Origin of the sequence: Brevundimonas sp. EYE_349 (assembly GCF_023147505.1) — a bacterium.
In the GTDB taxonomy this organism is placed as follows: domain Bacteria; phylum Pseudomonadota; class Alphaproteobacteria; order Caulobacterales; family Caulobacteraceae; genus Brevundimonas.
Genome location: NZ_JAHXPB010000001.1, coordinates 150,148 through 176,366, shown reverse-complemented (window position 1 = coordinate 176,366; position 26,219 = coordinate 150,148). Strand labels below are relative to the sequence as shown.

At 65.4% G+C, this 26,219-nt stretch carries 26 protein-coding genes and 3 pseudogenes; 16 read left to right on the top strand and 13 right to left on the bottom strand.

Translation table 11 applies throughout. The features are described 5' to 3' along the window. Positions 1 to 351 precede the first annotated feature (351 nt). The 3 genes from KZX42_RS00980 to KZX42_RS00970 all read left to right on the top strand — a co-directional run bounded on the left by KZX42_RS00980 (position 352) and on the right by KZX42_RS00970 (position 2,321). A complete protein-coding gene (locus tag KZX42_RS00980; protein WP_248116228.1) occupies positions 352 to 1,083 on the top strand; it encodes an OB-fold nucleic acid binding domain-containing protein in 732 nt (243 codons plus the stop codon). Between the two features lie 306 nt (positions 1,084 to 1,389). Beyond that, a complete protein-coding gene (locus KZX42_RS00975; protein ID WP_248116226.1) occupies positions 1,390 to 1,959 on the top strand; it encodes a hypothetical protein in 570 nt (189 codons plus the stop codon). Positions 1,960 to 2,126: 167 nt separating this feature from the next. After that, on the top strand, positions 2,127 to 2,321 hold the full coding sequence (locus tag KZX42_RS00970; RefSeq protein ID WP_248116224.1) for a hypothetical protein: 195 nt from the start codon (positions 2,127 to 2,129) through the stop codon (positions 2,319 to 2,321). Between the two features lie 15 nt (positions 2,322 to 2,336). On the opposite strand, the gene KZX42_RS00965 is transcribed toward KZX42_RS00970, so the two are convergent. Together KZX42_RS00965 and KZX42_RS00960 are read right to left on the bottom strand one after the other, a co-directional pair. Then, a protein-coding gene (locus tag KZX42_RS00965; protein ID WP_248116222.1) for an IS3 family transposase occupies positions 2,337 to 3,526 on the bottom strand; the annotation gives its coding sequence in 2 pieces (ribosomal slippage) (positions 2,337 to 3,274 and positions 3,274 to 3,526; 1,191 coding nt in all). 64 nt (positions 3,527 to 3,590) lie between these two features. After that, a pseudogene (locus KZX42_RS00960) lies at positions 3,591 to 3,932 on the bottom strand (integrase core domain-containing protein); the annotation flags it as partial. Between the two features lie 22 nt (positions 3,933 to 3,954). Between KZX42_RS00960 and KZX42_RS00955 the strand changes: the two are divergent. Next, positions 3,955 to 4,164: pseudogene (locus tag KZX42_RS00955) on the top strand (IS6 family transposase); the annotation flags it as partial. Between the two features lie 771 nt (positions 4,165 to 4,935). Here the strand turns inward: KZX42_RS00955 and mnhG are convergent. Genes mnhG through KZX42_RS00925 form a run of 6 tightly spaced genes read right to left on the bottom strand, consistent with a single transcriptional unit; the run spans position 4,936 to position 10,924 of the window. Further along, positions 4,936 to 5,301, bottom strand: a complete 366-nt coding sequence (mnhG, locus tag KZX42_RS00950) for a monovalent cation/H(+) antiporter subunit G (protein WP_248116220.1) — start codon at positions 5,299 to 5,301, stop codon at positions 4,936 to 4,938. Next, positions 5,298 to 5,579 carry a K+/H+ antiporter subunit F gene (locus KZX42_RS00945; protein ID WP_248116218.1) on the bottom strand — a complete coding sequence of 94 codons (282 nt, stop codon included), beginning with the start codon at positions 5,577 to 5,579 and terminating at the stop codon, positions 5,298 to 5,300. The genes mnhG and KZX42_RS00945 overlap by 4 nt, the downstream gene beginning before the upstream one ends. Next, complete coding sequence (locus KZX42_RS00940; RefSeq protein ID WP_248116216.1) at positions 5,576 to 6,061, bottom strand: Na+/H+ antiporter subunit E; 486 nt, start codon at positions 6,059 to 6,061, stop codon at positions 5,576 to 5,578. The genes KZX42_RS00945 and KZX42_RS00940 overlap by 4 nt, the downstream gene beginning before the upstream one ends. After that, on the bottom strand, positions 6,058 to 7,656 hold the full coding sequence (locus KZX42_RS00935) for a monovalent cation/H+ antiporter subunit D (RefSeq protein WP_248116214.1): 1,599 nt from the start codon (positions 7,654 to 7,656) through the stop codon (positions 6,058 to 6,060). Before KZX42_RS00935 ends, KZX42_RS00940 begins: the two co-directional genes overlap by 4 nt. Continuing rightward, on the bottom strand, positions 7,653 to 7,994 hold the full coding sequence (locus KZX42_RS00930; RefSeq protein WP_248117242.1) for a Na+/H+ antiporter subunit C: 342 nt from the start codon (positions 7,992 to 7,994) through the stop codon (positions 7,653 to 7,655). The genes KZX42_RS00935 and KZX42_RS00930 overlap by 4 nt, the downstream gene beginning before the upstream one ends. Further along, positions 7,994 to 10,924: a monovalent cation/H+ antiporter subunit A gene (locus KZX42_RS00925; RefSeq protein WP_248116212.1), complete on the bottom strand. Its 2,931-nt coding sequence runs from the start codon at positions 10,922 to 10,924 to the stop codon at positions 7,994 to 7,996. Before KZX42_RS00925 ends, KZX42_RS00930 begins: the two co-directional genes overlap by 1 nt. 157 nt (positions 10,925 to 11,081) lie before the next feature. On the opposite strand from KZX42_RS00925, the gene KZX42_RS00920 reads away from it, so the two are divergent. Continuing rightward, positions 11,082 to 11,468, top strand: coding sequence for a hypothetical protein (locus tag KZX42_RS00920; protein ID WP_248116210.1), 387 nt, complete (start codon positions 11,082 to 11,084; stop codon positions 11,466 to 11,468). A 461-nt stretch (positions 11,469 to 11,929) separates the two neighbouring features. On the opposite strand, the gene KZX42_RS00915 is transcribed toward KZX42_RS00920, so the two are convergent. Continuing rightward, entirely contained in the window at positions 11,930 to 12,193 is a 264-nt protein-coding gene (locus KZX42_RS00915; RefSeq protein WP_248116208.1) for a DUF2171 domain-containing protein, read from the bottom strand. 342 nt (positions 12,194 to 12,535) lie between these two features. Here KZX42_RS00915 and KZX42_RS00910 point away from each other — a divergent pair, with 342 nt between their 5' ends. The 10 genes from KZX42_RS00910 to KZX42_RS00865 all read left to right on the top strand — a co-directional run bounded on the left by KZX42_RS00910 (position 12,536) and on the right by KZX42_RS00865 (position 22,027). Beyond that, positions 12,536 to 12,754 carry a hypothetical protein gene (locus tag KZX42_RS00910; protein WP_248116206.1) on the top strand — a complete coding sequence of 73 codons (219 nt, stop codon included), beginning with the start codon at positions 12,536 to 12,538 and terminating at the stop codon, positions 12,752 to 12,754. Positions 12,755 to 13,166: 412 nt separating this feature from the next. Further along, positions 13,167 to 14,279 (top strand): catalase family protein, encoded by a 1,113-nt coding sequence (locus tag KZX42_RS00905; RefSeq protein WP_248116204.1) that lies wholly within the window; start codon positions 13,167 to 13,169, stop codon positions 14,277 to 14,279. A 17-nt stretch (positions 14,280 to 14,296) separates the two neighbouring features. Beyond that, entirely contained in the window at positions 14,297 to 14,995 is a 699-nt protein-coding gene (locus tag KZX42_RS00900) for a hypothetical protein (protein WP_191559149.1), read from the top strand. Between the two features lies 1 nt (position 14,996). Further along, positions 14,997 to 16,367 carry a Dyp-type peroxidase gene (locus KZX42_RS00895; RefSeq protein WP_248116202.1) on the top strand — a complete coding sequence of 457 codons (1,371 nt, stop codon included), beginning with the start codon at positions 14,997 to 14,999 and terminating at the stop codon, positions 16,365 to 16,367. Continuing rightward, entirely contained in the window at positions 16,348 to 16,785 is a 438-nt protein-coding gene (locus tag KZX42_RS00890) for a thioesterase family protein (protein ID WP_248116200.1), read from the top strand. Before KZX42_RS00895 ends, KZX42_RS00890 begins: the two co-directional genes overlap by 20 nt. A 192-nt stretch (positions 16,786 to 16,977) precedes the next feature. Further along, a complete protein-coding gene (locus tag KZX42_RS00885; protein WP_191559152.1) occupies positions 16,978 to 17,607 on the top strand; it encodes a TetR/AcrR family transcriptional regulator in 630 nt (209 codons plus the stop codon). A gap of 1,246 nt (positions 17,608 to 18,853) precedes the next feature. Next, on the top strand, positions 18,854 to 19,423 hold the full coding sequence (locus tag KZX42_RS00880) for an SRPBCC family protein (RefSeq protein WP_248116198.1): 570 nt from the start codon (positions 18,854 to 18,856) through the stop codon (positions 19,421 to 19,423). 27 nt (positions 19,424 to 19,450) lie between these two features. Then, positions 19,451 to 20,629: a zinc-dependent alcohol dehydrogenase gene (locus tag KZX42_RS00875; RefSeq protein ID WP_248116195.1), complete on the top strand. Its 1,179-nt coding sequence runs from the start codon at positions 19,451 to 19,453 to the stop codon at positions 20,627 to 20,629. 86 nt (positions 20,630 to 20,715) lie between these two features. Further along, positions 20,716 to 21,717 (top strand): SDR family oxidoreductase, encoded by a 1,002-nt coding sequence (locus KZX42_RS00870; protein WP_248116193.1) that lies wholly within the window; start codon positions 20,716 to 20,718, stop codon positions 21,715 to 21,717. Positions 21,718 to 21,763: 46 nt separating this feature from the next. Then, positions 21,764 to 22,027, top strand: a complete 264-nt coding sequence (locus KZX42_RS00865; RefSeq protein ID WP_248116191.1) for a DksA/TraR family C4-type zinc finger protein — start codon at positions 21,764 to 21,766, stop codon at positions 22,025 to 22,027. Positions 22,028 to 22,035: 8 nt separating this feature from the next. On the opposite strand, the gene KZX42_RS00860 is transcribed toward KZX42_RS00865, so the two are convergent. After that, entirely contained in the window at positions 22,036 to 23,064 is a 1,029-nt protein-coding gene (locus KZX42_RS00860) for a hypothetical protein (protein ID WP_248116189.1), read from the bottom strand. 186 nt (positions 23,065 to 23,250) lie between these two features. Then, entirely contained in the window at positions 23,251 to 23,751 is a 501-nt protein-coding gene (locus KZX42_RS00855; RefSeq protein WP_248116187.1) for a ferritin-like domain-containing protein, read from the bottom strand. A gap of 113 nt (positions 23,752 to 23,864) precedes the next feature. Between KZX42_RS00855 and KZX42_RS00850 the strand changes: the two genes are divergently transcribed. Further along, entirely contained in the window at positions 23,865 to 24,410 is a 546-nt protein-coding gene (locus KZX42_RS00850; protein ID WP_248116185.1) for a nicotinamide-nucleotide amidohydrolase family protein, read from the top strand. 331 nt (positions 24,411 to 24,741) lie between these two features. Here the strand turns inward: KZX42_RS00850 and KZX42_RS00845 are convergent, their stop codons facing one another. Continuing rightward, entirely contained in the window at positions 24,742 to 25,089 is a 348-nt protein-coding gene (locus KZX42_RS00845) for an antibiotic biosynthesis monooxygenase (RefSeq protein ID WP_248116183.1), read from the bottom strand. 196 nt (positions 25,090 to 25,285) lie between these two features. Beyond that, positions 25,286 to 25,801 (bottom strand): annotated as a pseudogene (locus tag KZX42_RS00840) (TMEM175 family protein); the annotation flags it as partial. Positions 25,802 to 26,219 lie beyond the last annotated feature (418 nt).

Genomic DNA, 26,219 nt, shown 5'->3' with positions numbered 1-26,219 from the left:
AGGAACTTTTCGCCCAGGCCGCCGCCTGCGGCCTCAAGGCTCTGGCCGTCACCGATCGCAACAGCCTCGCGGGTATCGTCCGCGCTCATGAGGCCGCCAAGGCCGTCGGCGTGCGGCTCATCGTCGGCTGTCGCGTCGTTCTGGATGATGGCGCCGAGGTGCTGGTCTACCCGACCGATCGCGCCGCCTACAGCCGGCTCTGCCGTCTGCTGAGCCTGGGCAAGGCCCGGGCCGGCAAGGGCGACTGCCGGCTCGGCTGGAGCGACCTTGCCGATCAGGCCGAAGGTCAGATCGCCATACTGGCCACCGACACGGCAAGTCCGCAGTCGCGATGGCAGCTCGGTCGGCGCCTTGACCCGTCTGGCGGAAGCCGACGCCTTCCTGCCCGCCCTCGGACTGGAGCGACGCGAAGCCCTGTGGGCGATCAAGGCGCTGCGGGATGAGCCGCTGCCCCTGTTCTCGGCAGTCCTCGACGACGGGCCGCCCCAGCCCGAACTCCTCGAACCGGTCCCCGCGTTGCGACCGATGGCGGCCGGCCAGGAGGTGGTGGAGGATTACAGCCACATCGGCCTGACCTTGCGCGATCATCCCGTGGCCTTCCTGCGGGACGATCTGCAGGCCCGCCATGTGATGACCTGTGCGGACGCCTCGGCGATGCGCGACCGCCGGATCACCCGCGTCGCCGGCCTGGTGCTCGTGCGCCAGAAGCCCGGCTCGGCCAAGGGGGTGATGTTCATCACCCTCGAGGATGAGACCGGCGTCGCCAACCTGGTGATCTGGCCGACCCTCTACGAGCAGCAGCGCCGCATCGTCCTCACCTCGAGCCTGCTCATCGTCGATGGCAAGGTGCAGCGGGAGGGCGAGGTCGTCCACATCGTGGCGACACGTCTGCACGACGGGTCCGATCTGCTCGCATCGGTCGGCGACCGGGGCGAGGCCTTACCCCTGCCCCACGGCCGTGGCGACGAAGTCTACCACGGCAGCGCCCCGGACCCGCGCCAGGCGCATCCCAAGGCCCGCGACATCTATATCCCCGACCTCCACCTGGACACGATCCGTCCCAAGACGCGCGACTTCCGCTGACCGCGGCCGGACCGACCGCGGCGCGAATCTCATCCGTACTTGAACCCACGCCAAGCGCCGCGGAGCCGCTGAAGGAGGCTCGGCCGCACCGGTCGCAGCTCGCCAAGAATGTCTCCGATCGCGGTCGTCGTGCTCGTCTGGACCTGGGCCAGTCTTTCGAGCACATGAATGAGACAGACCGCATAGGCCCTGCGCGCGAGGGCCAGGTCGATCCTCACGGACGTCGATCCCGCATGCACAACATCGCCCCGCGCGCTCGACAACGGGTGCGAAATCAACAGCTCACGGCAATCGTTGGAGGAACTCTTGAACTGCCCATCCTGGGTTCTGGCTACCGATCCCCAAACTTGGTCGGCAACAGCGGATTGGGTCACGGCGGTCGCCGCAGCAGTGGGTCTTGGCTACTTGCTCTGGGATCGTCACAGACCTCGCGCGTTTAACTTTTCGACTTGGACCACCTCTCACCGTGCATCCCAAGAGAAAGCGACGCGGCTCGACATCTTCGCGGTGAGCCTTCTCGCTGAGCCGGCTCTGCTTAAAAGGGTGTCTGTCTCGGACGAATATGAACTCGCCTTGAGGCCATTAAGCTACACCGTTGCGAAAGCGAGGGCCGGAGAGGTAGAACTGGATTGGAAGAAATCGGTCAGTTTCACCCAAAGGCCGCGGGTAATTGGCGGCGCAGCTGCAGACGGCAAATATTCACCGATCGCGGCCATATTCGTTCGGCCGCTCAACTCGACGAAACAAGTGACGATCAAGTTGGAATTTTCACGAGCAACAGACCAGCGAGTTGTCATCAAGCGATCAGTACACGCACGGTTAATTCTCCAAACCAAGGTCAAAGCCCACATTTTTCAGACTGACCGGGCTACTTGAACACTCTTGGCCGTGAGTTGCAGTCGCGCCATGAGAAGACTATTGAACCTGGACAGGGAGCGGACATTCGCGAGCCAGTGCCGGTGAACCTGAGGCTCTCGCCGCTGTCGAGGCATTGAACGGCGCAAGTCCACATGCCACCGTGGCGCGAGTGAGGGGGAAAGCGGATGTCTGACAGCTTTGAACTGGCCCCCCAAGAACTACGCCACATGATCGAGGACCACTGGCGCAGTCTCATTCGGCTCGCCGGCGTAAATCCTCAGATGGCAGGCGAGGAAGTGTTCCGATTCGAAGCCCTCATCGAGCAGATGGCGGCAGGGTATCGGCCTTCTGCCGTGAGAAATTTTCGCGACACCCTATGACGTGACCCCCGTTTCTCATCCAGCCATATCGAGAGTCCTTTGGTGATCTGAGCTGGGGTTGGTGGGGTTGGCAAGAGGCCGGTCAGCGCAGCCCCCAACCAGCGCAGCGGACCGGCCGATCTGTCCGGTGAGCGCTTCTGCATAAGCCTGCGGCGTCAGCCACCCGAGCTTCGAGTGCGGACGCTGCTCGTTGTAATCGCGTCGCCACGCCTCCAGCACGGCGCGAGCGTGCGGCAGCGAGCGGAACAGCGTCTCGTTCAGCAGCTCGTCACGCAGCCGCCCGTTGAAGCTTTCGTTGAAGCCGTTCTGCTGGGGCTTGCCCGGCGCGATGTAGTGCCAGCCGACGCCGGTGTCGTCGGCCCAGGCCAGGACCGCGTTCGAGGTGTACTCCGTGCCGTTGTCGCTGACGATGGTGTCGGGCCGCCCTCGCTGCCGGATGACGGCGTCCAACTCCCGCACGACCCGCGCGCCCGACAGCGAGGTGTCGGCCACCAGCGCCAGGCACTCGCGCGTGCAGTTGTCGATCACCGTCAGGATGCGGAAGCGCCGCCCGTCCGTCATCTGGTCTGCGACGAAGTCCAGCGACCAGCGCTGGTTGGGCGCCAGCGGCAGGTCCAGCGGTCGCCGCGTGCCCATCGCTCGCTTCCGGCCGCCGCGCCGGCGCACCGTCAGTTGCTCCTCGCGATAGATCCGCTGGACCCGCTTCCTGTTGACCGCATGGCCCTCGCGCCGCAGCAGCACGTGCAGGCGACGATAGCCGAACCGTCGACGGTCCTGGGCCAGGGCCTTCAGCCGGTCGCGCAGAGCGCCGTCGTCCGGGCGCGTCGCCTGATAGCGCACGCTCGTCCGATCGACGCCCAGAACACGGCACGCCCGCCTTTCGCTCATCTCGTAGGCGGCCTTCAGATGGCTAGCCGCCTCGCGATAGCCGGCGGGCGTCACCACTTTTTTCCCAGCAGATCCTTCAGCGCGACGTTGTCCAGCATCGCGTCCGCCAGCATCCGCTTCAGCTTGGTGTTCTCGTCCTCCAGCGCCTTCAGCCGCCGGGCCTCCGACACGTCCATGCCTCCGAACTTGGCCTTCCACTTGTAGAAGGTCGCCGAGCTGACACCGTGTCGCCGGCACACCTCTGCCGTCGCCACACCGGCCTCCTGCTCCCGCAAGATCCCGATGATTTGCTCTTCCGTGAACCTTGATCGCTTCATTCTGTCCGTCCTTCGTTGGGCGGACTCTAGCTATTCCTGGAGGAGTTTCAGGGGGTCACGTCAACCCGAGCTTCGAGTGCGGACGCCGTTCGTTATAATCGCGTCGCCACGCCTCCAGCACTGCGCGGGCGTGCGGCAGGGATCGGAACAGCGTCTCGTTCAGCAACTCGTCGCGCAGGCGTCCGTTGAAGCTATCGTTGAAGCCGTTCTGCTGGGGCTTGCCGGGCGCGATATAATGCCAGCCGACGCCGGTGTCGTCGGACCAGGCCAGGACCGCGTTCGAGGTGTATTCCGTCCCGTTGTCGCTGACGATGGTGTCGGGCCGGCCCCGCTGCCGGATGACGGCGTCCAACTCCCGCACGACCCGCGCGCCCGACAGCGAGGTGTCGGCCACCAGCGCCAGGCATAGTCCCGGCCGTCTGCGGGAGAACAATCGGGCGGAAAACTCTCATCTGCCAATCCGACGACGAGAGCGACAGCAGCTGCTATTCAAATCCCAGGCCTCAGCCCAGCGCTTCCTCACCACTCACGCCGCTATCTACAACACCTTCTACACTCAGAGACATCTCGTCAGCCGGCCAACTCTCCGCCGTTTCCGTGCCACGGCGGATGCGGCCTGGGCGGCAGCTTTCGCCTAGATTTCGCCGGGATGGGCAAGTTGCGGCCCACGGCGCTTAACCTGACAGTGCTCTCTCGCCACCGTCGTCATCGGCGGTCTGACCACCGCCGATCCTGACGCTCATCGTCCTGCCGGTTCTGGCGGCGATGATGACCAAATCAGCAGAGGGTCGAGGCGCAATGCCAAGGAAACCGTTGACGATTTGGTAACGCCTGACCGGCGATCCGGCTCCGCTATCGGTGGACGTCGCGGAATGTCACGGCTAGGTAGGCGCCATGAAATTTACCGCGCACCAGATATTCGTCGGCGTCATCACCGCCATCGTCGTCGCCGTCATGGCTCCGGTTGTCTGGTTCATCGTCGTGACGATGATGGCTATATCACGCTAGCCCCTCAGGCTCCGCTATCGAGGCCGCTCCGGTTCATCCGGAGCGGCTTTCGTCGTTTCTGGGGCCTTCCAGTATCCGCCCTCCATCCGATAACCCAGCGGGGTCAGCCTGGCTCGCTCCAATTCGGCGTAGGCGAGGACGGCATCAGTACCCAAAGGTGTCCAGCTTCCTGGGCGGGGCGACCGTTTAAGCCGGCCGGGGTTGGGCGAACTTCATCCGCAGGCAATTAAGCGCAGCAGCAAGTCACCATGGGCGCGACATGCACCCTGTAGCGCCTATAAGGTCAAGAGGCGCAACAGCTGCGCGCCAACAGCCAACATGGCCAGCCGGAAGCCGCCGTTGCGATTGCTTGCGAGATCCGTCCCCGCGAAGAGACGAGGCGCTCGGGTTAGCGCCCTCGACTAGGCCGGATTATCGACATCCCGAGGAACTGGCTTTTCCCCCGGTTCAGACGACTCGGTCCGGTCTCGGAACACAGCCGCGCGCGCTAGAAGGATGAGCATCACGGGCGTGGTGACCGTCAGGAAGACCGCAATCAGCACCTCACGCGGCAACCACCGCCCCTGAGCCGCGCCAAAATAGAGCCATGACGCCAGCAGGATGAGCGCCATGCCCAGGGTGGCCCCAAGGGTCGGGGCATGCACGCGATCGTAGAACGACTTCAGCCGCACGAGGCCAAACACCCCGAGCAGGGACAGGCCGGCCCCGGCGACGGCCAGGACCGCGATGATCAGCGCCAACCATTCGGGAATCGATGCCGTGTTCATTCGATAACCTCGCCCCGCATCAGGAATTTGGCCAGGGCGACGGTGGCGGCGAACCCCAGCATGCCGATCACCAGGGCCGCCTCGAAATACAGATCGCTGCCCGTGCGGACGCCATACACGAGAGCGATCAGCATGCCATTCAGATAGAGGGCGTCCATGCCCAGCACCCGATCCTGAGCCCGAGGTCCGCGCACGATCCGAAAGGCCGCGCAGACGAGGGCCAGGGCGAGCAGAAACAGCGCCGCCGTCGAACCGACCTCGAGGATGCGCGCGCTCATTCGAAGATCTCCATCAGCAGGCGTTCATAACGATCCTTGATGGTTCGAACCCAGGTCTCTTCGTCGACGAGGTCGAGCACATGCATCAGCAGGCGACCTCGGGCGCGATCGTACTCGACCCAAAGGGTTCCGGGCGTGGAGGTGATGATGACGGCGAGGACCGCCAGCCCGTAGCGATCCTTCAGATCGAGGGGAATATGGATGAAACCCGACACGCGGCCGGCGCGTCGACCGACCAGGATCTGCCCCACGGCCAGGTTGGAGCGCAGGACGTCGATGACCACCCGGCCCGCCAGAATGGCGATGGCGCCGGGCGCCCTGACGCGCACCGGATCGACCCGCAGGGCCCGCATGACCTGCGGCGCCGCCAGGGCCATCGCGAGGCCCAGGAGGATCGAAGGGGGAGCCAGGCTGGCGCTCAGCAGGATGGAGGCGACGAAGACGCCGGCGGACAGCAGCGGATGCGGGAACAATCCCCTCATCGTCCGGCTCCCGGGAGGACCGCGTCGATGTAGCTGGACGGGTCACCCAGCCAGGCCGCCGTGTGCTCGGCGTAGGCCAGGATGGGCTCGCCGAAGACCGACATCAGAACGCAGGCGCCCAGGAGGCCGAGAATGCCGACGAACTCCGCGGCGCCGACGACCAGGGGCGGCGCGGTCTCGTCGCGCGTCCAGATGGCGGCGACGCCCAGCCGGGTCAGGGCGACCACCGCGGCCAGGCTCGACAGGGCGAGGATGGCCACGACGGTCCACGCCGCGGCATCGCCGGCTGAGACCGCCGCGCGCATCATCGCGACCTTGCCGATGAAGCCCGCCAGGGGCGGCAGTCCGGCGATCATCACGGTGCAGAGGATGACGGCGCCGCCGAGGGCGGCGACGGCCGAAGGGATGACCAGCCCCGGCGCGTTGCGCTCGGTGTCCTCGAACGGATCGCGATACTCGTCATCGAACACGGCCTTTTCAGCGTCGCCGCCTGGATCGCGACCGCGCTCCAGGATCTCCGCGACGAGGAAGAGCGCCGCGCAGGCCACCGTCGAGCCGATCAGATAGTAGAGGGCGCCGCCCAGCCCGGTCGATCCGCCATCGCCCCCGATGACCGACAGGACGGTGCCTGACGACACCATCACGGCGAAGGCCGTCGCCCGGGTCAGATCGCGCGAGGACAGCATGCCGAACACGCCGAAGACCACGGTCGCCACGCCCGCGGCGAGCAGCAGTTCGAGACCGAAACCCGCGGAAGCCCCTGCGTCGGGAGACAAGGCCAGGCTGCTCAGTCGCAGGATCACATAGATTCCCACCTTCGACAGGATCGCCAGGATGGCGGCCGCCGGCGCGCTGGCGGCGGAATAGGTCGGGGCCAGCCAGAAGCCGAGAGGCCAGGCCGCCGACTTGATCAGGAAGGCGACCGACAGCACCGCCGCCCCGACCTGGAACAGGCCCAGGTCCCGCGCCCCGATGCCTGGAATCCGGGCCGCGAGGTCCGCCATGTTGAGCGTCCCGGCGACGCCGTAGATGAGGGCGACCCCGACCAGGAACAGCAGCGACGCTGTCAGGTTTACCGCGATATAGCCCAGTCCCGCGCGGATGCGCTTCTCGCCGGACCCGTGCAGGACCAGGCCGTAGGATGCGGCCAGCATGATTTCGAAGAAGACGAACAGGTTGAACAGGTCGCCGGTCAGCACCGCGCCGTTCACCCCCATGATCAACAGCAGGAACAGGATGTGGAACCGGGGTCCGGCCCGGTCCCAGCGCGCCAGCGAGAAAGTCAGGGCGCCGAGGCCGAGAATGCCCGTCAGGGCCAACATCAGGGTCGACAGCCGATCCGCGACAAGCACGATGCCGTAGGGCGCCGCCCAGTCGCCCAGACTGTAGACCTGGGCGACATCGCCGCCGCCCGCCGCTCCGGTCGCGCTCTCGTGCAAAAGCAGCATCGCCATGACGAGGACGCCGGTCATCACCGCGAGGCTGATCACCGCCTTGAGGATACGCCGACGCTCATCGATCAGCAGCATCCCCGCCGCCGCGGCAAGCGGCAGGACGATGGGACCGATGATCAGGTGGTCCAGCCAGCCGGTCATGCCTCCGGCTCCTGGCCGTCGATGTGGTCGCTGCCCGTCGCGCCGCGGGCCGCCAGCATCACCACGAGAAGCAGGGCGGTCAGGGCGAAGCTGATGACGATGGCGGTCAGCACCAGGGCCTGGGGCGTCGGGTCGTCATAGAGGGCGGGCGTCTCCAGCCCCGCCGCGGTGACCGGGGGCGCGGCGCTCTTCAGCCGCCCCATGGCGAAGATGAAGATGTTGACCGCATAGGAGATCAGGCACAGGCCGACGATGACCTGGAAGGTGCGCGGGCGCAGGAGGAGCCAGACGCCCGCAGCCGTCAGCACGCCGATGGCGAGGGCGAGAACGATCTCGATCATCCCTCTTCTCCGCCGTCCGATGGGGGCTGGCGCCGGGGCTTGCGCAACGACTGGTGGGCCAGGGCGACCAACATCATCACCGTGGCGCCGACCACCAGCACCACGACGCCCAGATCGAACACGAGGGCGCTGGCGATCGGGATGCGGCCGAGGATCGGCAGGTCCGCGTACTGGAAGAAGGACGTCAGGAAGGGGCGTCCGAACAGCCAGGCGCCTGCGCCGCCGACCGCCGCGATCAACAGCCCTACGCCGATCCAGATCGCGGGCCGGATCTCCAGGCGATCCTCGACCCAGCGGGCTCCGGAGGCCATGTACTGGAGGATGAAGGCGATCGACAAAGCGACGCCCGCCGCGAAGCCGCCGCCGGGCAGGTCATGCCCGCGCAGAAAAAGGTGAACGGCGAACAGGATCACGAAGGGAAACATCCAGCGCATCACCACCTGTGGGATCAGCATGGTTTCATTCAGCGTGTCGCCCTCGGTCCGGTCGCCCTGCTTGCGGTCGGACGCGGCCTGGACCTGCTGCTGGGCCGGGTGCGCGACGCTGTCCGCATGGGGACGGAAGCGCCGGAGCAGGACGACCACCGTCAGGCCCACAATGCCCAGCACCGTGATCTCGCCGAAGGTGTCGAAGGCCCGAAAATCAACCAGGATGACGTTGACCAGGTTGCGGCCGCCCGCCAGCGCATAGGCCTGTTCGACGTAGTATCGGGACACCCCGTCGACCAGCGCGGGACGGGTCATGACGGCGTAGGCAGCAGCAGACAGGCCGACGCCCGCCGCCGCCGCGATGACCAGGTCCACCCGGCGCCGCAGCCGGGACCGCTTCTGCAGCCGGTCCGGCACGCGGATCGACTCCAGCCGCTTGGGCAACCATCGCAAGCCCAGCAGCAGCAGCACGGTCGTTACGATCTCGACCAGCAACTGGGTGATCGCCAGGTCGGGCGCCGACAGCCACAGGAACGACAGGCAACTGGCTAGGCCCGCTCCGCCCATCAGCACGACCGCCGCCAGTCGATGATATTTGGCCTGCCAGGCGGCGGCGACCGCACAGACCCCGCCCACCATCCACAGCAGGGCGAAGGCCAGGTCCTGCGGAGCGGCCGGTCGGATCGCTCCGTCGGCGAACACAATGCCGCCCGCTCCGACCGTCGCGACGACCGCGACGCCCAGCGCCAGGACGACGATAACGCGCAACTGCCATTGAACGCCGGATGCGCCGAAGATCGCCAGGCCCGCCTCGGCCGCGCGAAACACTGCGGTCATGGCCTTGTCGAACAGATAGCCGCCGTTGAGCCAGCGGATCGCCAACGGCCCTCCGCCCGCGTCCGCGTTGATGCGCCGTCGCAGCAGGACATAGAGGACCACGCCCGTCGTCAGGGCGATCACGCTGAGCAGCAGCGGCAGGTTGAAGCCATGCCAGATCGCCAGGCTGTAATAGGGCAGCTCGAAGCCCAGTACCGCAACGGCCGCGCTGCGCAGGAAGGGTCCGACGGTGATGGCCGGGAAAATCCCGACCACCAAACAGAGCAGGACCAGGATTTCGACCGGACGGCGCATCCAGCTCGGCGGCCCGTGCGGTACGCGGTCGAGCTGGGTCGGCGGCGGTCCGAAGAACGTCGCGTGGATGAAGCGCATCGAATAGAGGACGCTGAAGGCGCTGGCCACGGTCGCCAGGATAGGCAGGGCGATGGCCAGCGGATGCCCGCCGACGCCGGCCACCGCCTCGGCGAGAAACATCTCCTTGGACAGGAAACCGTTCAGCAGGGGGACGCCCGCCATGGCCGCCGCCGCGACCATCGCCAGGGTCGCGGTGAAGGGCATGAAGCGGAACAGGCCGCTGAGCTTTCGCATGTCGCGCGATCCGGCCTCGTGGTCGATGATGCCGGCGGCCATGAACAGCGACGCCTTGAAGGTCGCATGGTTCACGACGTGAAAGATGGCCGCGATCGCGCCGAGCTCCGTGCCGAGACCGAGCAACAGGACGATGAGCCCCAGGTGGCTGATGGTCGAATAGGCCAGCAGCCCCTTCAGATCGTGCTGGAAGATCGCGGTCCAGGCCCCGATCACCAGGGTTATCAGCCCGGCGCCGCCGACGACGACCAGCCAGAGTGGCGTCTCGCCGAAGATCGGCCAAAGCCGGATCAGGAGGAAGACGCCGGCCTTCACCAGGGTCGCTGAATGCAGATAGGCGCTCACGGGCGTCGGCGCGGCCATGGCCCTGGGCAGCCAGAAGTGGAAGGGGAACTGGGCGCTCTTGGTCAGGGCGCCGACCAGGATGAAGCCGAGGGCCAGGTTCGAACGGGGATCGGCCAGGATCGTGTCGCGTGATGCAAGGACGATGTCGAGATCGTAGCTCCCGGCGATCTGGCCCAGCACGATCATCCCGACCAGCAGCGCCAGACCGCCGAGCGCCGTGATCGTCAGCGCCATGCGCGCGCCCTCGCGGGCCAGGGCGTTCTGGGTCCAGTAGCCGATCAGAAGGAAGGAGAAGAGACTGGTCAGCTCCCAGAAGACGACCATCTGGATCAGGTTGCCGGCCAGCACCAGACCCTGCATCGCCCCCATGAAGGCGAGCAGGAAGGAGAAGAACCGGGGCACCGGATCCTTCGGCGACATGTAGTAGCGGGCATAGAGGACCACGAGCGCGCCGATCCCGAGCACCAGCGCGCTGAACAGCCACGACAATCCGTCTAGTCGGATGACCAGGTTCAGACCCAGCGAGGGGATCCAGGGAATATCGAGACGCAGGACCTCGCCGTCCTGGAACCGGGGCCAGAGGATGGCCAGACAGACGACGCTGGCCAAAGCGACGATCCACGACAAGATCGCGGCGCTCGTCCTCGCGTGACGCGGCAGGCCAGCGGCTGCGATCGCGCCCACGAACGGCAGCACGACAAGGAGGATCAGCAGCAGGCTCACCGTCATATGTTGTCTTCGTCAGCCCTCTGCATCGTCGTCGCGAAGCTTGAAGGTTAAACCACCCCGGTTGGTGGCGTCCCCTGTCAAATGGCCGCGTCGATCCGCCCCCGCGACAGGGACCGGCCAATCCGTTCCTATTAGCGGCCTGACGAAAGGAATGCCTATGGCCCGGACGAAGATCGACTTCCACCAGAGCCGCCAGGACGCAGCCGCTGCGCTGTCTTCCCTACGCGAGGTCGGTCTCAATCCTGGCGACATCGGCGGCGCGTGGCGCGTCGGGGAAGACTCGCTTGATGCGGTGGACGATGCCTCGACGAATGGCCGGGGCCAGTTGATCGACGTCGAGGAGATAGGCCTGATAAGATTCAGCGGTTGGCTGGCCGACGCCGCGCAGGAGGCCGCAGCGCATGACCCCGCCGCGCCGCTGTCGGCCATCTTCGATGACCTGACCGACGACGCCGAACTGCAGCGTGTGCGAGACACGCTCGCATCGGGCGGCGGCATCGTCGGAGTCAGAGCGCGCGATACCTTCAAGCCAGAGCCGGGCTGATCAAATTCCCCTGACCTTCAAGGATGCGAGCCGACGCCCTTTGCCCATCTTTCCGTCTTTGACGCCGCGCTTCGCCAGCGCGATCTGGCATACCATAGGAACCACAAGCCGACGGTCTGAGGTGCTGTTTTAAGTCAGAGACGGATGAAGCTGGCTTCCCAGGCCAAAACGGCAGAATCTGACTCAGAGCGGAGGTTTCAGAGAGTCCGCTCCCGGCGCAGAGTTGGAGCTTGATGGCCCGGACCTGAACGGGACCTCCGACCAAATCCTAATGCCGGTCGGGCGACGTCCAAGCGCGAAATCGATGGCTTCGATGTCGACCTTGAGCTTGACCAAGTCGCGGACGCGTTCGTGGTCGCCGCCCCCCGCGTCGAATGCCGCCGGCCAGACCTTTAACTTCTAGCGTCTCGCGAGTCGCCAGATCGGGCGGCGACCGCCCCGTTATCTGCGGTCATGTGGGGCTATTTCAGGTCGGCAATCGCTTCGCCGGCCTTTTCCTCCTCGAGGAGGGCAGCGTTGTCGGCGTTGGCGGACAGGCGAACCTGATCGCCTTCGATCTCGGCAACCAGACCGCCGGAGAGGTAGTGGTGGTGGTCGCTGTGCGACCCGCTGTCGGCTTTGGTGAGCTTGATCCGGTCGCCCTCGACCTTATCGACTGTGCCCAGGTGGACGCCGTCAGCGCCGATGACTTCCATATGCTCTTTGATCTGCGAGAGGTCGGTCATGGCGGATATCCTTCTAACTGCCACAGCTAACGGGGACTGGCCCGCGACGTTCCCCGAGAGGTGAACGGTCGCCGCAGCGGGAGCGGCTGGCGGGGCTTTACGATGGCGATCGGCTCAACTCAGCCCAGCTAGAACCGCAGTGGGCTTCTCATCTCGGGGAGTGACGGTTGCGCCCAAGGCTGGAAATGGCGACGCAAAGTCGCATTCTCGCCGCCCCGTCGGCCATCGCCGCTCGATCAGTCTGACCAGGGCGCATTCGGAGGTCGTCGGCCAAGCGCCGAAAGTGGCAATATCGTCCCGATGTGGTTGGCGCTATTGCAAAGCTGCGGCATAAATGCCGTGATGGAAGTGAGCCTCAAATCTCAGATGATCGCGCGCTGGCGAGGTATGGCGACCCAGTGCCGTGAGACGCTCGCCTTCTGGCGGGAGAATAACTTTCGCGTCGTGGTGAAGGGCATTGATATCACGGATGCGGAGCAGGCCGCGACCGAAGCTCGGATTGCGCACCTGGAAGGTTTAATAGCTGCAGTTGAGGGCTCCGACCCGCCGTCAATCGAATAGTCGGCGCTGGAACTTTGCGGCAGGTCAACCCGCGCTCGGCCTCGGCCACCTCGATGGCTTTTGCAGATAGCCTGGACGTTCTCTGAGACTTGTCTGCGAAGTAGGCAAGCGCCGAAAAAGGGCCTCTGGCTCACGCGTCAAATGTCGCGTTAGCGGCTTGGTCCGAATAAACACTTATGGCGCCGAGCTGGAGTGTAGCGAGCCCAACATCTACTCGCAGTCCGGGTCCGCGAATGGCGCTTATGCCATGCTGGCGTATTCGCGCCTCGTCGGCTTCCGCGCGAGGGTCGGGACGTCCGCCACCGAGGCATGCTCGAACTAGCAAGAAAGGGAACCATTCAGTTCCCTTCGGTGTTGTTGGTCGCAATGTTCAGGAAAGCGCTGGGCCAAGCGCCGCAACCGGCGCCGGGACATGGGCAACAGACGAGGTCAGGCTTTGAAAGCACCGCTTCTCTATTCGTCCGACATCGAGACGATCGCCGAGGATGAAGAGCGCCTGACGGCCGAGATCGTCGAGCAGATGGCGGCCGGAAACCGCTGCGCTTTCGAGCACCACCGTCACGCGATCCGCGACGCGCACGCCAAGTCCCATGCCGTCCTGAAGGGCACGTTGACGGTCCACGACGATCTTGCGCCGGAATTGCGGCAGGGCATCTTCGTGCGCCCAGCCACGTATGGTGTGGTAGCACGGCTGTCGTCAGCGCCTAGCGACATTCATTCGGACGCGATCCCTGCGCCGCGAGGCTTCGCGATCAAGGTAATCGGCGTAGAAGGAGAGCGGTTGTCGCCCGATATCGGGGGCGCCAACCAGGATTTCCTGATGGTGAACTTCCCGGTTCTCGCCTTTGGTACCATCGCCAAATACAAGCTGATGCTGAGCCTTCTCGAAGCAAATGCGCATGCGCCCGACACCTTCCAGCGGCTGATCGCGGGCACCGCACGGGGTGCCAAGAAGACAGTGGAGGCGTTGGGGATGACGCCTGGGGCGACACTCGAGGGTTTGGCGCGCGACAACCATCATCCGCTCGGCGAGAGCTATCATACGCAAGGTGCTATCCGCTTCGGTGACCATGTCGCCAAGCTGGCGCTGTCCCCAGCATCCGATAACGTCCGAGCCTTGACGGGACAGCCGGTGGGCAAGGCGGATTTCTCCACGATGCGGGATGTTCTGGTGGAGCATTTCGCCAGCCAGGGCGCGGAATATGCCCTGTCGGCGCAGCTCTGCACCGATCTGGCGGAGATGCCGGTCGAGGATGCGGCGGTACGCTGGGACGAGAAGGTGTCGCCGCATCGCCCGATCGCGACGCTGCGGTTCGCAGCACAGGACGCCTACGCCCCGGCACGCCAGGTGTATGGCGACGACGTCCTGTCGTTCAATCCATGGAATGGCGTAGAGGCGCATCGCCCGCTCGGCCAGATCATGCGCATCCGCCGGGCGGCTTACGAACACTCCACCAGCTACCGCCATCGGATGAACGCGCGCCCCCGGATCGAGCCTGTCCGGCTCGATGACATTCCCGATTGAACAAGCAGGAGGTCGTGATGACCACAGACAAAAAGGACCCGCGCCTCGCGGACGAGAGCAAGCTTCAGGAAATCCGTCGCCGGGTGGAGGAAGTCGCCGCCGATGCACCCCACCTCGCCAAGATCGCGCTCGAGGCGATGATCCGCAAACATAATCCGGACTTGAAGGGCAGCGCCCGGTCGGCCGGCCGCGCCGGCAAGCAATCCGGCAACGTGTCCGAACTCACCGCCATCGCGACGCTCAAACCGGGCGGCGCGGAGCGCCTGCGACGGATCTTCGATCTCACCGCCGGCAACATGGACGGCGCCCAGCGCGTCTCCACCCTGCACGACATGCGCTTCGTCTTTTTCGACGATGATACGCGCATCCTGTTCGCGACCGCTTACGATGGCGACTGGGATGCCTACATCAATGACTTTGCGACCAAGATCCCCGAGCTCATGGACCTTCTGTTCGCCAACGTCGAAGGCTGGCCGGGGATCGACAGCCCCAAGGTGAAGGATTTCATCGCCGACCACCAGATCGACGCTGCCGGCTGGTTCGTTGCCAATCCGCAGGTGACGGTGGTCGACGTACGCCGCTACCAGCGAATGGAGAAGGCGCTCAACGTGTTTCTCGATGCAGAGGCCGCCAACATGGGCATCGACCCGACGACCAAGGCGGCGCTCGGCCAGCTTACAGACGCTATCTCCAAGCCGGAAGGGGTGGATTACTGACATGAGCGTTCTGGCGAACCTGAAGGCGCGCTTCAGCCGGGAGCGGGTCAAGCTGCAGCTCGACGACATCCAGGCCCTGATCCTGCGATCGCGGCCCGAGCCCTATGTCGGCCTCCACGCCATGCTGCACGTCGATGAGGCAGAAGGCGGTCGCGATCTCGTCCGCAGGCTCGCGCCGCACATCCCCGCGGCCGACGCTTGGACGGACGACATGGACGCTTGGACCGGCGTCGCGATCAGCCATGCCGGCCTGAAGGCGCTGGGCGTGCCAGAGGCATCGCTGAAGAGCTTTCCCCTGCCGTTTCAACAGGGCATGGCCGCCCGAGCCGAGCAACTGCGCGACTTCGGCGCGAACGCACCCGACCGGTGGGAAGATGCCTTCCGGCCCGGCACCTGCCATATCGCGCTGACGATCTATGCCCGCGACGAAGCCGCGCTGGAAAAGGCGATCGAAGTCGCCATGACCGCGTTGGAAGCCTCGCATGGTGTCACGCTCGTCGGCACGCACAGCTTCGGGGCGGATGCCGATGCCAAGAATCCTTTCGGATTTCGCGACTCCATTTCGCAGCCGACAGTGGCGGGCGGCGGGGTGGACCCGCGGGGCGACGAGCGCGCGATCGCGGCGGGCGAGTTCATCCTAGGCGAAAACAGCGAGACCGGCGCGCCAGTCGCAATGCCCGAACCGGGCCCACTCGGCCGCAACGGATCGTTCGTGGTCCTGCGCAAATATCAGAGCGCGGTTGGCGCCTTCAACGATTTCATCCGTGCCAACGCCGACAGCAAAGCCGACCAGGAAAAGCTGGCGGCCAAGATGTTCGGCCGCTGGCGCAGCGGCGCGCCGCTGATCCTGGCACCGGATCATGACGACGAGGCGCTGGGGGCGGATCGATCACGCAACAACGACTTCAATTTCGAGGAAGATCCCAAGGGACTGGTCTGTCCGCATTCAGCGCACATGCGCCGTCTCAACCCGCGCGACAGCCAGTTGACGATCCTGACCGACGTCAACATTCACCGCATCATCCGGCGCTCTTCCACCTTCGGCGCCAAGTGGACTCCGGAGGTGACGGCGGCCGACGATGCGAATGGCGATCGCGGCATCTTCTTCATCTTCATCAGCGCGCGGGCGTACGATACGATCGAGTTCCTCCAGCAGGAATGGATCAACCGGGGCAACTTCATCGATCTTGGCACCGAAAGGGACCCGATCGTCGCGCTGCACGAGGAGCCCGGGACCTTCACCATTCCGCAGGAGCCGGCGCGAAGGCGCGTCAACGGCGTGACCACCTTCAACCGTCTGATGGGCGGCGAATATCTCTTCATGCCGTCGCTGACGGCGCTCCGGTGGATCGGTGAAGCAGGCTGGCGCTGATCCGTCCGGCGGGCCGGGGGGGAGCTCGCAATACCGTTCGCATCGGCATGCGATCACCGTTTCGGCGGACGCGATCGACGAACTTGGCCACGTCAACAATGCTGTGTACCTGCAGTGGGTGCAGCAGGCGATAACCGCGTATTGGCGCGCGGTGGCGAGGAAGGAAGATGTCGATCGGCTTCGCTGGATTGTCGCTAGTCACGAAATCTTCTATCGAAAACCGGCCTATCAACGCGATAGTCTCATCGCGACGGTTCAGATTATGAAGCACACAGCGTCGCGAGCATGGTTTTCGACGCATATCGGCAGGGACGGCGAGACGGTCGCCGAGGCGCACTCGACGCTATGCTGTCTCGACGCCAGCTCGGGTCAATTCGTCCGCATCACTCCGGATCTGGCGCAGCCGTTCTGCCTGTAACAGGTCCGAACCTTTAAGGGGCGGTTATCCCTCGCAGGCGGGATTAATCGCGTGTTGTGTGGCAGCCCATGAGCAGACTGCGTAACGACCGCTCATGCTCGGCCTCTGGACGGCACCTGAACGGCTCGAGCGGGCGTCGCCGATGCTGACCGGGACCGATCGAAGCTCGGACTCATGAAAGGAAGGGCCGCAATGGGCGGTGAAAAGACGATGCCCATAAGCCAACGCGGTCGAATAGGCCGGCCGAGTGCCGAAGAGGCGGCCAGTCTGGAAGACCGGATCCTGACCGCCACCTGGGACTTGCTGCTTGCAAAGGGTGCCTGCGAACTCTCGATCGAACGGATCGCACGTGCGGCTGCTGTCAGCAAAAAGACGATTTACACGCGGTTCCATGACCGCAGTGATCTTTTGATGCGTCTCCTGCGGCGCAAGCTGGAACTGGAAGAAAGTGGACTTCATGAGGACGTGGATGCGAAGGACTTTCGCGATGCATTCTGCAGCGTCGGGATGCGTATCTTGGCCTTCTTGATCAGTCCGGAGCGTCAGGCGATTGCAGCGGTGCTGGCGGAACTACCGGACGCGCGGCATTTTGCCTGGATCTCTACCTACACTGTCGGTCTACGCGCGATTGATACGTTGCTAACACATCCGGGAGCCGCGATCGCGCTAGCGGGCCTCGATCTTGCGACCTTCCGTCATGCTTTGTTGCAATGTCTGATCGGCCGGGCGGAGAAAATGCTGCGTGCTCCTGAGTCAGATCAGCCTATGAGCGAGGATTGGATGAAGGCCTTGGCAAAGCTCTTCATACGGCATGATCCGTAATTGCGGTGACTGCCCCGGGCCAATAGCCTTGGCAGCCAGGACGGCTTGACAACGTGGGGTAACACCTTCGGCGGCAAACTAAGGCCCGCAGGGGCGGCCCCATATGAGCCGCGGCACGCGGCGGGGCCGAGCACGACCGCCCGCCGCTTCGACCGGCCGCGTCCGGGCCAGCGACTGCGCATGGTGTCGCTAAGCGGCGCCGTCGAAGCGCCTTGGCGCATGCCCGCAAGGTACGATCTCTTCCTGCGCGCCACCGTCGCAATCACCCGGCACGCCGAGGATCTGCGGACCGCGTTCCGCGGGCATCGTCTTCAACGTGCCGGCCAGAAACCGGGACGACCATACCGGGGAGCACAGCTACCTGATGGATGCTCAAGGCCAATGGCGGCTCGCGAAGGCCTATGACCTATTCGGCAGGTCCCGGCCGCGAGCACTATCTCGATATCGAGGGGGGGGGGAGCCGCAACCCCACCCGCGCGCAGGTTCATGGCCTGGGTCGTCGCCACAGCCTCTCCAACCGCCTGATCGACGTCATCATCGATGAGGTTCGCGCCGCCGTGGCCGATTGGCCGCGCGCAGCTGAAGACGCCGGCGTGACCCGGGCCTCTCGCGCTGGCCGTCCACCGGGCGGTCGACACGATGTGCCAGACCTAGTCTGTAGGCCGACTGGGTGACGTGGCTGCCATCTGCTGTCCGGTCACCCGCACCCGCCGTCGCGAACCGGCGTCAGCTTAGCGTCAGACTGCGCATAGGTCCCAGCGCTGGGCATGGCGCCGAAGAGCGGACGGTCCGAACGTCCCCAAGGAGTCAGAAGCGGTCGATCGAAGCCAGGCGACCCACGGCGGCGCTTACACGATGCTGCCCAAAAAGAGCTGCGAGCAGATGAGAAGAGATGACATCAGATGGCACGCTGTCAGCCTCGGAGACCCGCCCTCGCTGTGTTCTCTGTGGGGGCGCTTTCGTTGACATCGTAGGGGTCACTTGTTCAATCCCTGTCGCGTCCACCATTCTTTTCAATGGTTAGCCTACCGCAGCTCGCGAGCACTGGCCGGAAAATGGCCGGATATGCGTTCGTAAGCCGTAGATCGCGGTGGCTTAAGCCGCTGGGTCATTAAGGGTCTCCCTGATCTCGATCAGCAACCCCGCACAGACGTGGGCGGTTCCCCGCCGGCGTTCACGTTAGATTTGAGGAACGCCCGGCCCCGACACCGCATTTCAGCTGCGACCCCTCAGAGGAGCCAAACCTATGTCTGACAACGGACTTTCGACGGACGCCGAGGTGGCTTCGCCCGCCTTCGTCGATAAGAAGAATGTGGACGGCGAGCATTCGGCGACCAGCATCCGCGCCGCCCTAATCAATCGTCCGCGTTCGGAGCTTTACGCCTTCTGGCGCGACTTCAACAATCTCCCGGCCTTTACCGAGAACGTCCGCGCCGTCGAGGTTGTCGACGCCACCCGGTCTCGGTGGACGATCGCGGCGCCCGGCGGCGGCGACGTCGATCTGGAGTCGGAGATCACCGAGGACCGCCCGGACGAATACATCGCCTGGCGATCGACCGAGGGGTCGGACATCGACCACGAGGGCTGGATCGAGTTCAGGGACAACGCCTTCGGACGCGGCACCGAGGTCCGCGTCTTCATCAGCTACGACCCGCCCGCCGGCGCGCTCGGCAAGGTCGTCGCCAAGGTGATGCAGCGCGAGCCGCGGATCCAGGCTCGCCGCGAGCTGCGTCGCTTCAAACAGCTGATGGAGACGGGCGAGGTCTCGACCTCCAGGGCGCCTGACGCCGCGCCCCGCGCCGCCCGCCATTTCTGATTTCCCATTCGAACGAAAGACCGACGCATGCGCGCTCTCACCTGGCACGGAAAACACAATGTTCAGGTCGACACCGTCCCCGACCCCCAGATCGTCAATCCCCGGGACGCCATCATCAAGATCACCGCGACGGCGATCTGCGGCTCGGACCTGCATCTCTACGACAGCATGATCCCCGGCATGTCGAACGGCGACATCCTCGGGCATGAATTCATGGGCGTCGTCGAGGAGGTCGGCCCGGCCAACACCACCCTCAAGCGCGGCGACCGGGTGGTCGTCCCCTTCGTGATCGCCTGCGGCAAATGTTTCTTCTGCGATCACAAGATGCCGGCGGCCTGCGACAACTCCAATCCGGCCGAGAAGGCCGACGCGTCGGAGATCGCCTATGGCTACGCCATGACCGGGGCTTTCGGCTATTCGCACCTGACGGGCGGCTACGCCGGCGGCCAGGCCGAATACGCCCGCGTCCCCTATTCCGATTACGGTCCGATCAAGATCCCCGACGGGATCGAGGACGAGCGGGTGCTCTTCCTCTCCGACATCTTCCCGACGGGCTGGATGGCGGCCGAGAACGCCCAGATCAAGCCAGGCGACACAGTGGCCATCTGGGGTTGCGGCCCGGTCGGCCTGTTCGCCATCAAGTCGGCCATCCTGATGGGCGCCGGACGCGTCATCGCCATCGACCATCACCCACGCCGTCTCGAGCTGGCCAGGCAGAACGGCGCCGAGGTCCTCAACTATCACGAGGTCAAGGTGCGCGAGGCCCTGATGGAGATGACGGCCGGCATCGGTCCGGACAGCTGTATCGACGCCGTCGGCATGGAGGCGCACGGCTTCTCGCCCGACAACATGGTCGACGCCATCAAACAGGAAACGAAGATCCTCGGCACGGATCGGCCCCACGTCTTGCGCGAGACCATCATGGCGGTGCGCAAGGGCGGTACAGTTTCGGTCCCGGGAGTCTACGGCGGCTTCGCGGACAAGTGGCCGATCGGCGCCTTCATGGAAAAGGGGCTGACCCTGAAAACAGGACAGACCCATGTGCAGAACTATCTTCCCGACCTCCTGCAGCTGATCCTCGACGGCAAGATCGACACGACGGATTTGATCTCGCACCGGCTGCCGCTCGAGCAGGCCGCCGAGGGCTACAAGAACTTCAAGGAAAAGCAGAACGAATGGACGAAGGTGGTCCTGCTTCCCCACTGACGTGACGCGGCCGGCTCGTCGCGGCGAGCCGGCGCGTCCGATCGTCCTCGTCGCCGTCAGGACCCATGCCGAACCTCAGGCCACTCGTGGCGCAGACCATCGTCATCGTCGGAGCCGGTTCCGGCATCGGCCTTGCCGCCGCGAAAGCCGCCGCCCGGCGGGGCGCGCGCGTCTTCCTGATTTCCCGGAACGGCCCGGCCCTGCAGGCCATCTGCGACGACATCGCTTCAGACGGAGGCGTCGCCGCCTTCGCCGTGGCGGACGTCGGGGACGCCCAGGCCCTGTCGGCGGCGGCCGATGCGGCCGTGGCCGCCTTCGGCCCCTTCGACAGCTGGGTTCATGCGGCGGGGGTGGCGATCTACGCCCCCTTGCTGGAGACGCCGGCGGACGAGCACGAGCGGCTGTTCAGGACCAACTACTGGGGCGTGGTCAACGCCTCCCGCGTCGCCGTCCCGGCGCTCCGTCCTCGAGGCGGCGCCTTCGTCGTCGTGGGATCCGTGGCGTCGGATATCGGCACGCCGGTCCTGGGCGCCTACGCCGCCTCCAAACACGCGGTGAAAGGCTTCATCGATTCCCTTCGGATCGAGCTGCTCGCCGAGCGCGCCCCCGTCAGCGTCACCCTGGTTAAGCCCAGCGGGATCGGCACGCCTCTCGCCGAACATGCGGCGAACCACCAGGGTGCCGCCGCCAAGGTCCCGCCTCCCGCCTATTCGCCCGAAGTGGCCGCACGCGCCACCCTCCATGCCGTTCAGCACCCCCGGCGAGAGATCATCGTGGGCGGCGTCGGCGCGTTTCAGCGTGCGGGCGCGATCCTCGCGCCTGGCCTGGCGGACCGGATCTCGAGCCTCGTGCCGCCTCTGCTCCGGGATCGCCGTCGGCCGGCGAACGTCTCGAACAATCTTGACCATCCGCGCAGCGACGGCCGCATCCGCTCGCCGTCCGAGCCCTCGATCCCGTCCAGCCTCTACACCGGCGCCGTCCTCCACCCCGGACTCGCACTGGTCGCCGCCGGTCTGGTCGCCGGCCTGATCTGGGCGCTCGGCGGCGAGACGGGGCGCGCCCCTCGCCAACGCTGGCGAAGGCCCTGACCGCTTCCTATCTAAGCGACGAATAAAACAGAGGAATAGCGAAGCCATGGCCGGCGGATGGACGCGCGACGGCGCGGTTCTCGACCAGATCGAAGACACGGTGACCGACGGGGTTCTGACCGCCCGCGCCCGCATGCCGGTCGGCGAGGGCACGCGCGATTGCGTGGAATGCGGCGAACCGATTCCGGACGCACGGCGCCGCGCCCTGCCCAGTGCGCGAACCTGCATCGACTGCCAGTCGGGACGCGACAGCCGTGTGGTCCTCGTCGGCATCAACCGGCGGGGCAGCAAGGATAGTCAACTGCGCTGAACCCTGGATCAGCGCGTCTGATCGGGAACCAGAGGAGACGCCATCGATCCGAGGTGATCGCCCAGCCGGCGTACGCAACCCGCATGCGGTCCCCTTTCGATCCGGAAAGCTTCAGGGTCCGCGTCGGGGCGCAGGGGATAACCGGCGGCCCCCAGCCGCCGCAGAAGCGCCTCGACCTCCTCCTCGCCGGCCGCGACGGGCGGATGATCAAGATCGACGATGTCCATGACGCGCTCGATCATGGCCCGACCCTCGTCGCGCAGCAGAACCGCCTGGCCTCGCCAGTCCGGTCTGTCGATCAGCCGTTCGACGATGAGGGAGAGATCAAGCATCGCGCCGAGGGCGGCCGGCCAACCACAGGCCGTGCCGGCGGAGCGGAAATAGATCAGCGATGGGTGGGAGGCGTGGCTCTGCGCCGTCTGCGCACACCAGGTGCGGGCCTCCCGCATCAGATCGCCGAGGTCGTCGACGCAGCCCAGGTCAGCGTAGCGCTCCAGAAGGCCGAGCCCGCTCGGCGGCTTGCCCGCCGAGGTCATGAGTTTGAGCACCGCGGTGTCGCGACCCGCCAGCGCCTCCTGCAGCTGAAGCAGATAGGTGACGGACAGGGTGACCACGGCGAAGCCGCAGAACCCTGACGCCATCACCACCCACCGCGCCCATCCCATGGCGTCCGTTTCGCTCAGCCCGACGGTGACCAGGCCGCTTCCCGCGACGAAGAGGGCCTGGGGGAAGCTGGGCAGGGCCGGCTCGAACGAGAAGGCGAAGGCGTGAACCATCAGCCCGAAGCCGAGGGTCAGGAACGCCATCCACAACACAAAGGCCTTGACCAGAGCGGAGGGCGCGAAGGCGGTGGAGATGCCTTGGGCGGGCGTGCGGCCCCTGCGCCAGAGCGGCAGGCTGAACCGCACGATACGGCGAAGTATCTTCAGCGCGCCCCCTGTGCGGCCCGGCACGACGGCCGTGTCCACGACATCGCGCAGGGTCAGAAAGGCCAGCAGGAGCCCGGCGGCGAACTCGGCGACGCCGAACGCCGTCAAGTCATGCGCTCGAAGGCGTGACGGAGCGCGGACGTCACGCGGGCTCTTGCGGCGGCCGGTCGTTCGGGGGCGCTGAAGGCAGTAAGCCGAGGACGTAAAAGCCGCGATCGGCCAGCCGCCGGACGAGGTCCATCAGAACCGCGTCCGGCGTTTCGTTGGCCTCGCTCTCGTTCGAGCGAGACACCGTCAGGCGGCGGGCTTGAGCGCCTCGGCGTTCACGGCCGCGTCGGCGATCTTGGTGAGGTCCTCGTCCGTCTTGGACTCTTCCTGCAGGGTTTCGTCGAGCAGGGCCGCAGCGTCCTTCAGCCCCAGCACAAGGGCCCAGCGTTTCAGCGTACCGTAGCGGGTGATCTCATAGTGTTCGACCGCCTGGGCGGCGGCCAGCAGACCGGCGTCCAGCGCCGCTGTGCCCTTGTACTCCTCGGCGATCTCGTCGCCCTCGGCGAGGATGCCTTCAATGGCGTCACAGGTCTTGCCGCGTGCCGGCTTGCCGATGATCTCGAACACCTGCTGCAGGCGTTCGATCTGGCCTTCCGTCTCCGACTGATGCTTTCCGAAGGCGGCCTTCAACTCGGGCGCCTGGGCCGCGCGCGCCATCTTGGGCAGCGACTTCAGGATCTTCCGTTCGGCGTAGTAGATGTCCTTGAGCGTGTCGTGGAATAGTGTGTCCAGCGTCTTCTCGGCCATAATCAGTCTCCCTGTCGGCGGGACAAAAACCACATTGCGAGCGCGCGGTTCCTGTGTTGCAGACCGGACGTTGAAACCGCGCGAGCCGGGGGTCGTTTCCGGACCGTCGAAGCATGACGAGGGAAAGCGGTGAGAAAGGGTCGACCGACGCTCCGGGACTAGCGGCGCCTCTGCCCGGCGACTGGGTCGAGGCGCTGCGGAAGGTGCTGGTTCCGCTCGACGCACAGGGCTGCAAGGTCGCTTTCGCCGAGAGCTGCACCGCAGGCCTGGCGGCGAGCGCCGTCTCCGGAATCGAGGGGCTTGGCCATGTTCTCGACTGCGCCTTCGTCACCTATTCGGACAATGCGAAGACCCGGTTGTTGAATGTCGATCCCGCCGTGATCGCCGACATCGGCGCAGTGTCGCAGCCCGTCGCCCGCGCCATAGCGGAAGGCGTGCTTGAGCGTTCAGCGGCCGACGTCGCCATCTCGGTCACCGGTTTCGCCGGGCCGGCGGGGCCGCAAGACGAGGAGGGGCTTGTTCATTTCGCCCTGGCCCGAACGGGGCTGCCGACGCGCTGCCGCGTTGAGCATTTCGGGGCATTGGGCGTCAATCGGGTGCGCCTCGCGGCGCTCGGCGTCGTCATCGAACTTCTCGGCGAAGCTACGCAACGATGCTGACTGCCGGCTAATCCGGCTACCACCGACCGCGGTCACCAGAGCGCCGTTCGCTTATTGTCCAAGTGAGTACGTCTTTGCGCCAGTTGCTTGGTGCCGGATTCCAGACATTCAGCCGAGCCGGTCGATGCCAGAAGCGGAGGTCGCATCGGAGACCAAATCCAAAGCCAGCATTTTAGCTTGGATTGGCCGCTACACGGCAATGAGGGCGGTTTGTGATTTGTGAGAAGTTTACTGTTGGGCGGCTTTAAGCTGCCCGCCAACGCTTGGTCTTGTCACGACCCCGGCCAACAAGCCCCCGCCTTGCAGTCAAAGGCAGGGGCCGCTCGGAGCCTCAGTCCCGGACCTCACCGCTTTGGTCGGTAAGCTTGTACGCCAGAACCTGTGCGTCTTCGATCTTCGGCAGGCCGTCGAGCAGTTCCGGTGTTTTGGCGACGAGTGCACGGCCAACCTTTCCTGCCAGATGAGCCAGCCTCCCCGCGTCTCCCGGAAAGGTGTCGAAGATGGCGAAGTCGTCGTGGCCGAAGCGGACCGCATACCATGTTGTCGTGTCCGGCTCCTCCTTCACAGCCGCCAGCCCGTCGCGCAGGAAAGCCTCTAGATCAGCCTCCTTGCCAGGCTTTGCGCGCAGTCGCACGAACAGGGCCTTATTCACGGGTGGACGGGATTCAACATCGGCCATCTCGGTCTCCTTTCAAGTCCTTGGGCGTCACGCCAACGTTCCGACACGGTATTGGCTGCGTCAGGCGCCAAAGTCGTGGCAGATCGCCCTAGACGTGATGACTATCCGTCCGACATTTCTCGAGCGCTCGGTTCCTCGCCCGGATGGTAGCGAGGCCTGGGCTGGGGCAGGAAGAAGAAGGCGACCGACAGGCGGGTCACGGCCACGCCGACGCGTGGCCCGAAAGCAGAGATCGGGACCGCAGTGATCTGGGTGATCGCGCAAGCCCGTAGCGGCGCGTCATCTCCTGGATGAAATCCGCCGCGAGCCGCTCGTCCATCGTCCGTTGGCCCACTACGCCGTAGAACCATTTGGCCATCCAGGCGCAGGCGATAAGGGCGACGCCGGTTGTGAACACCACTGACGCGACGGGCTCGAACGCTGTTTCGAGATGGAAGACCCAGATGCGGATCGGGTAAGGGACGACGACGATCGCCAGCAGGAACAGAAGGTTGATCGCGCCGAACCAGTGATCGCTCCGGGCGTAGATCCGCCCGGAATAATGGTGTTGCAGCCAGTAGGCGCCGATCACGACATAGCAGAGCAAAAGGGCCAGATGCTCGCGCCACTGCTCCGTCATGGCATGGACCAGATCGGTGTAGCCCTGCTGCCCTTGAGGCGACCCCGGCACCTTGATCTCGACGATCAGCAAGGTCAGGGCGATGGCGAAGACCGCATCGCTGAATCATACAAAGCGGGTCAGGCCGCGCTCCGCGCCATGTGTTTTCGCATGAGGGCGTGACGTCATCGGGGTGAAATCCCTTCGCTCTGATCCGACGGGCCCGTTGGCCCGCGGAGCGCACGATCTAGGTAGAGCGCCGTGCGGCTGACTCGTGATTCCGCGACCTTGGCCGGCGGGCCGGTGGCGACGATCCGCCCGCCTTCGTCGCCGGCGCCGGGGCCAATGTCGATCACCCAGTCGCTTGCGGCTGCGACCTTCATGTCATGATCCACCAGGATGACGCTGCTGCCAGCATCGACCAAGGCGTTGAGCTGGCCCAGCAGGCGTTCGACGTCGGTCGGGTGTAGGCCAGTAGTAGGCTCGTCAAGTACATAGAGCGCCCCGCCGCGCTGGGCGCGTTGCAGTTCCG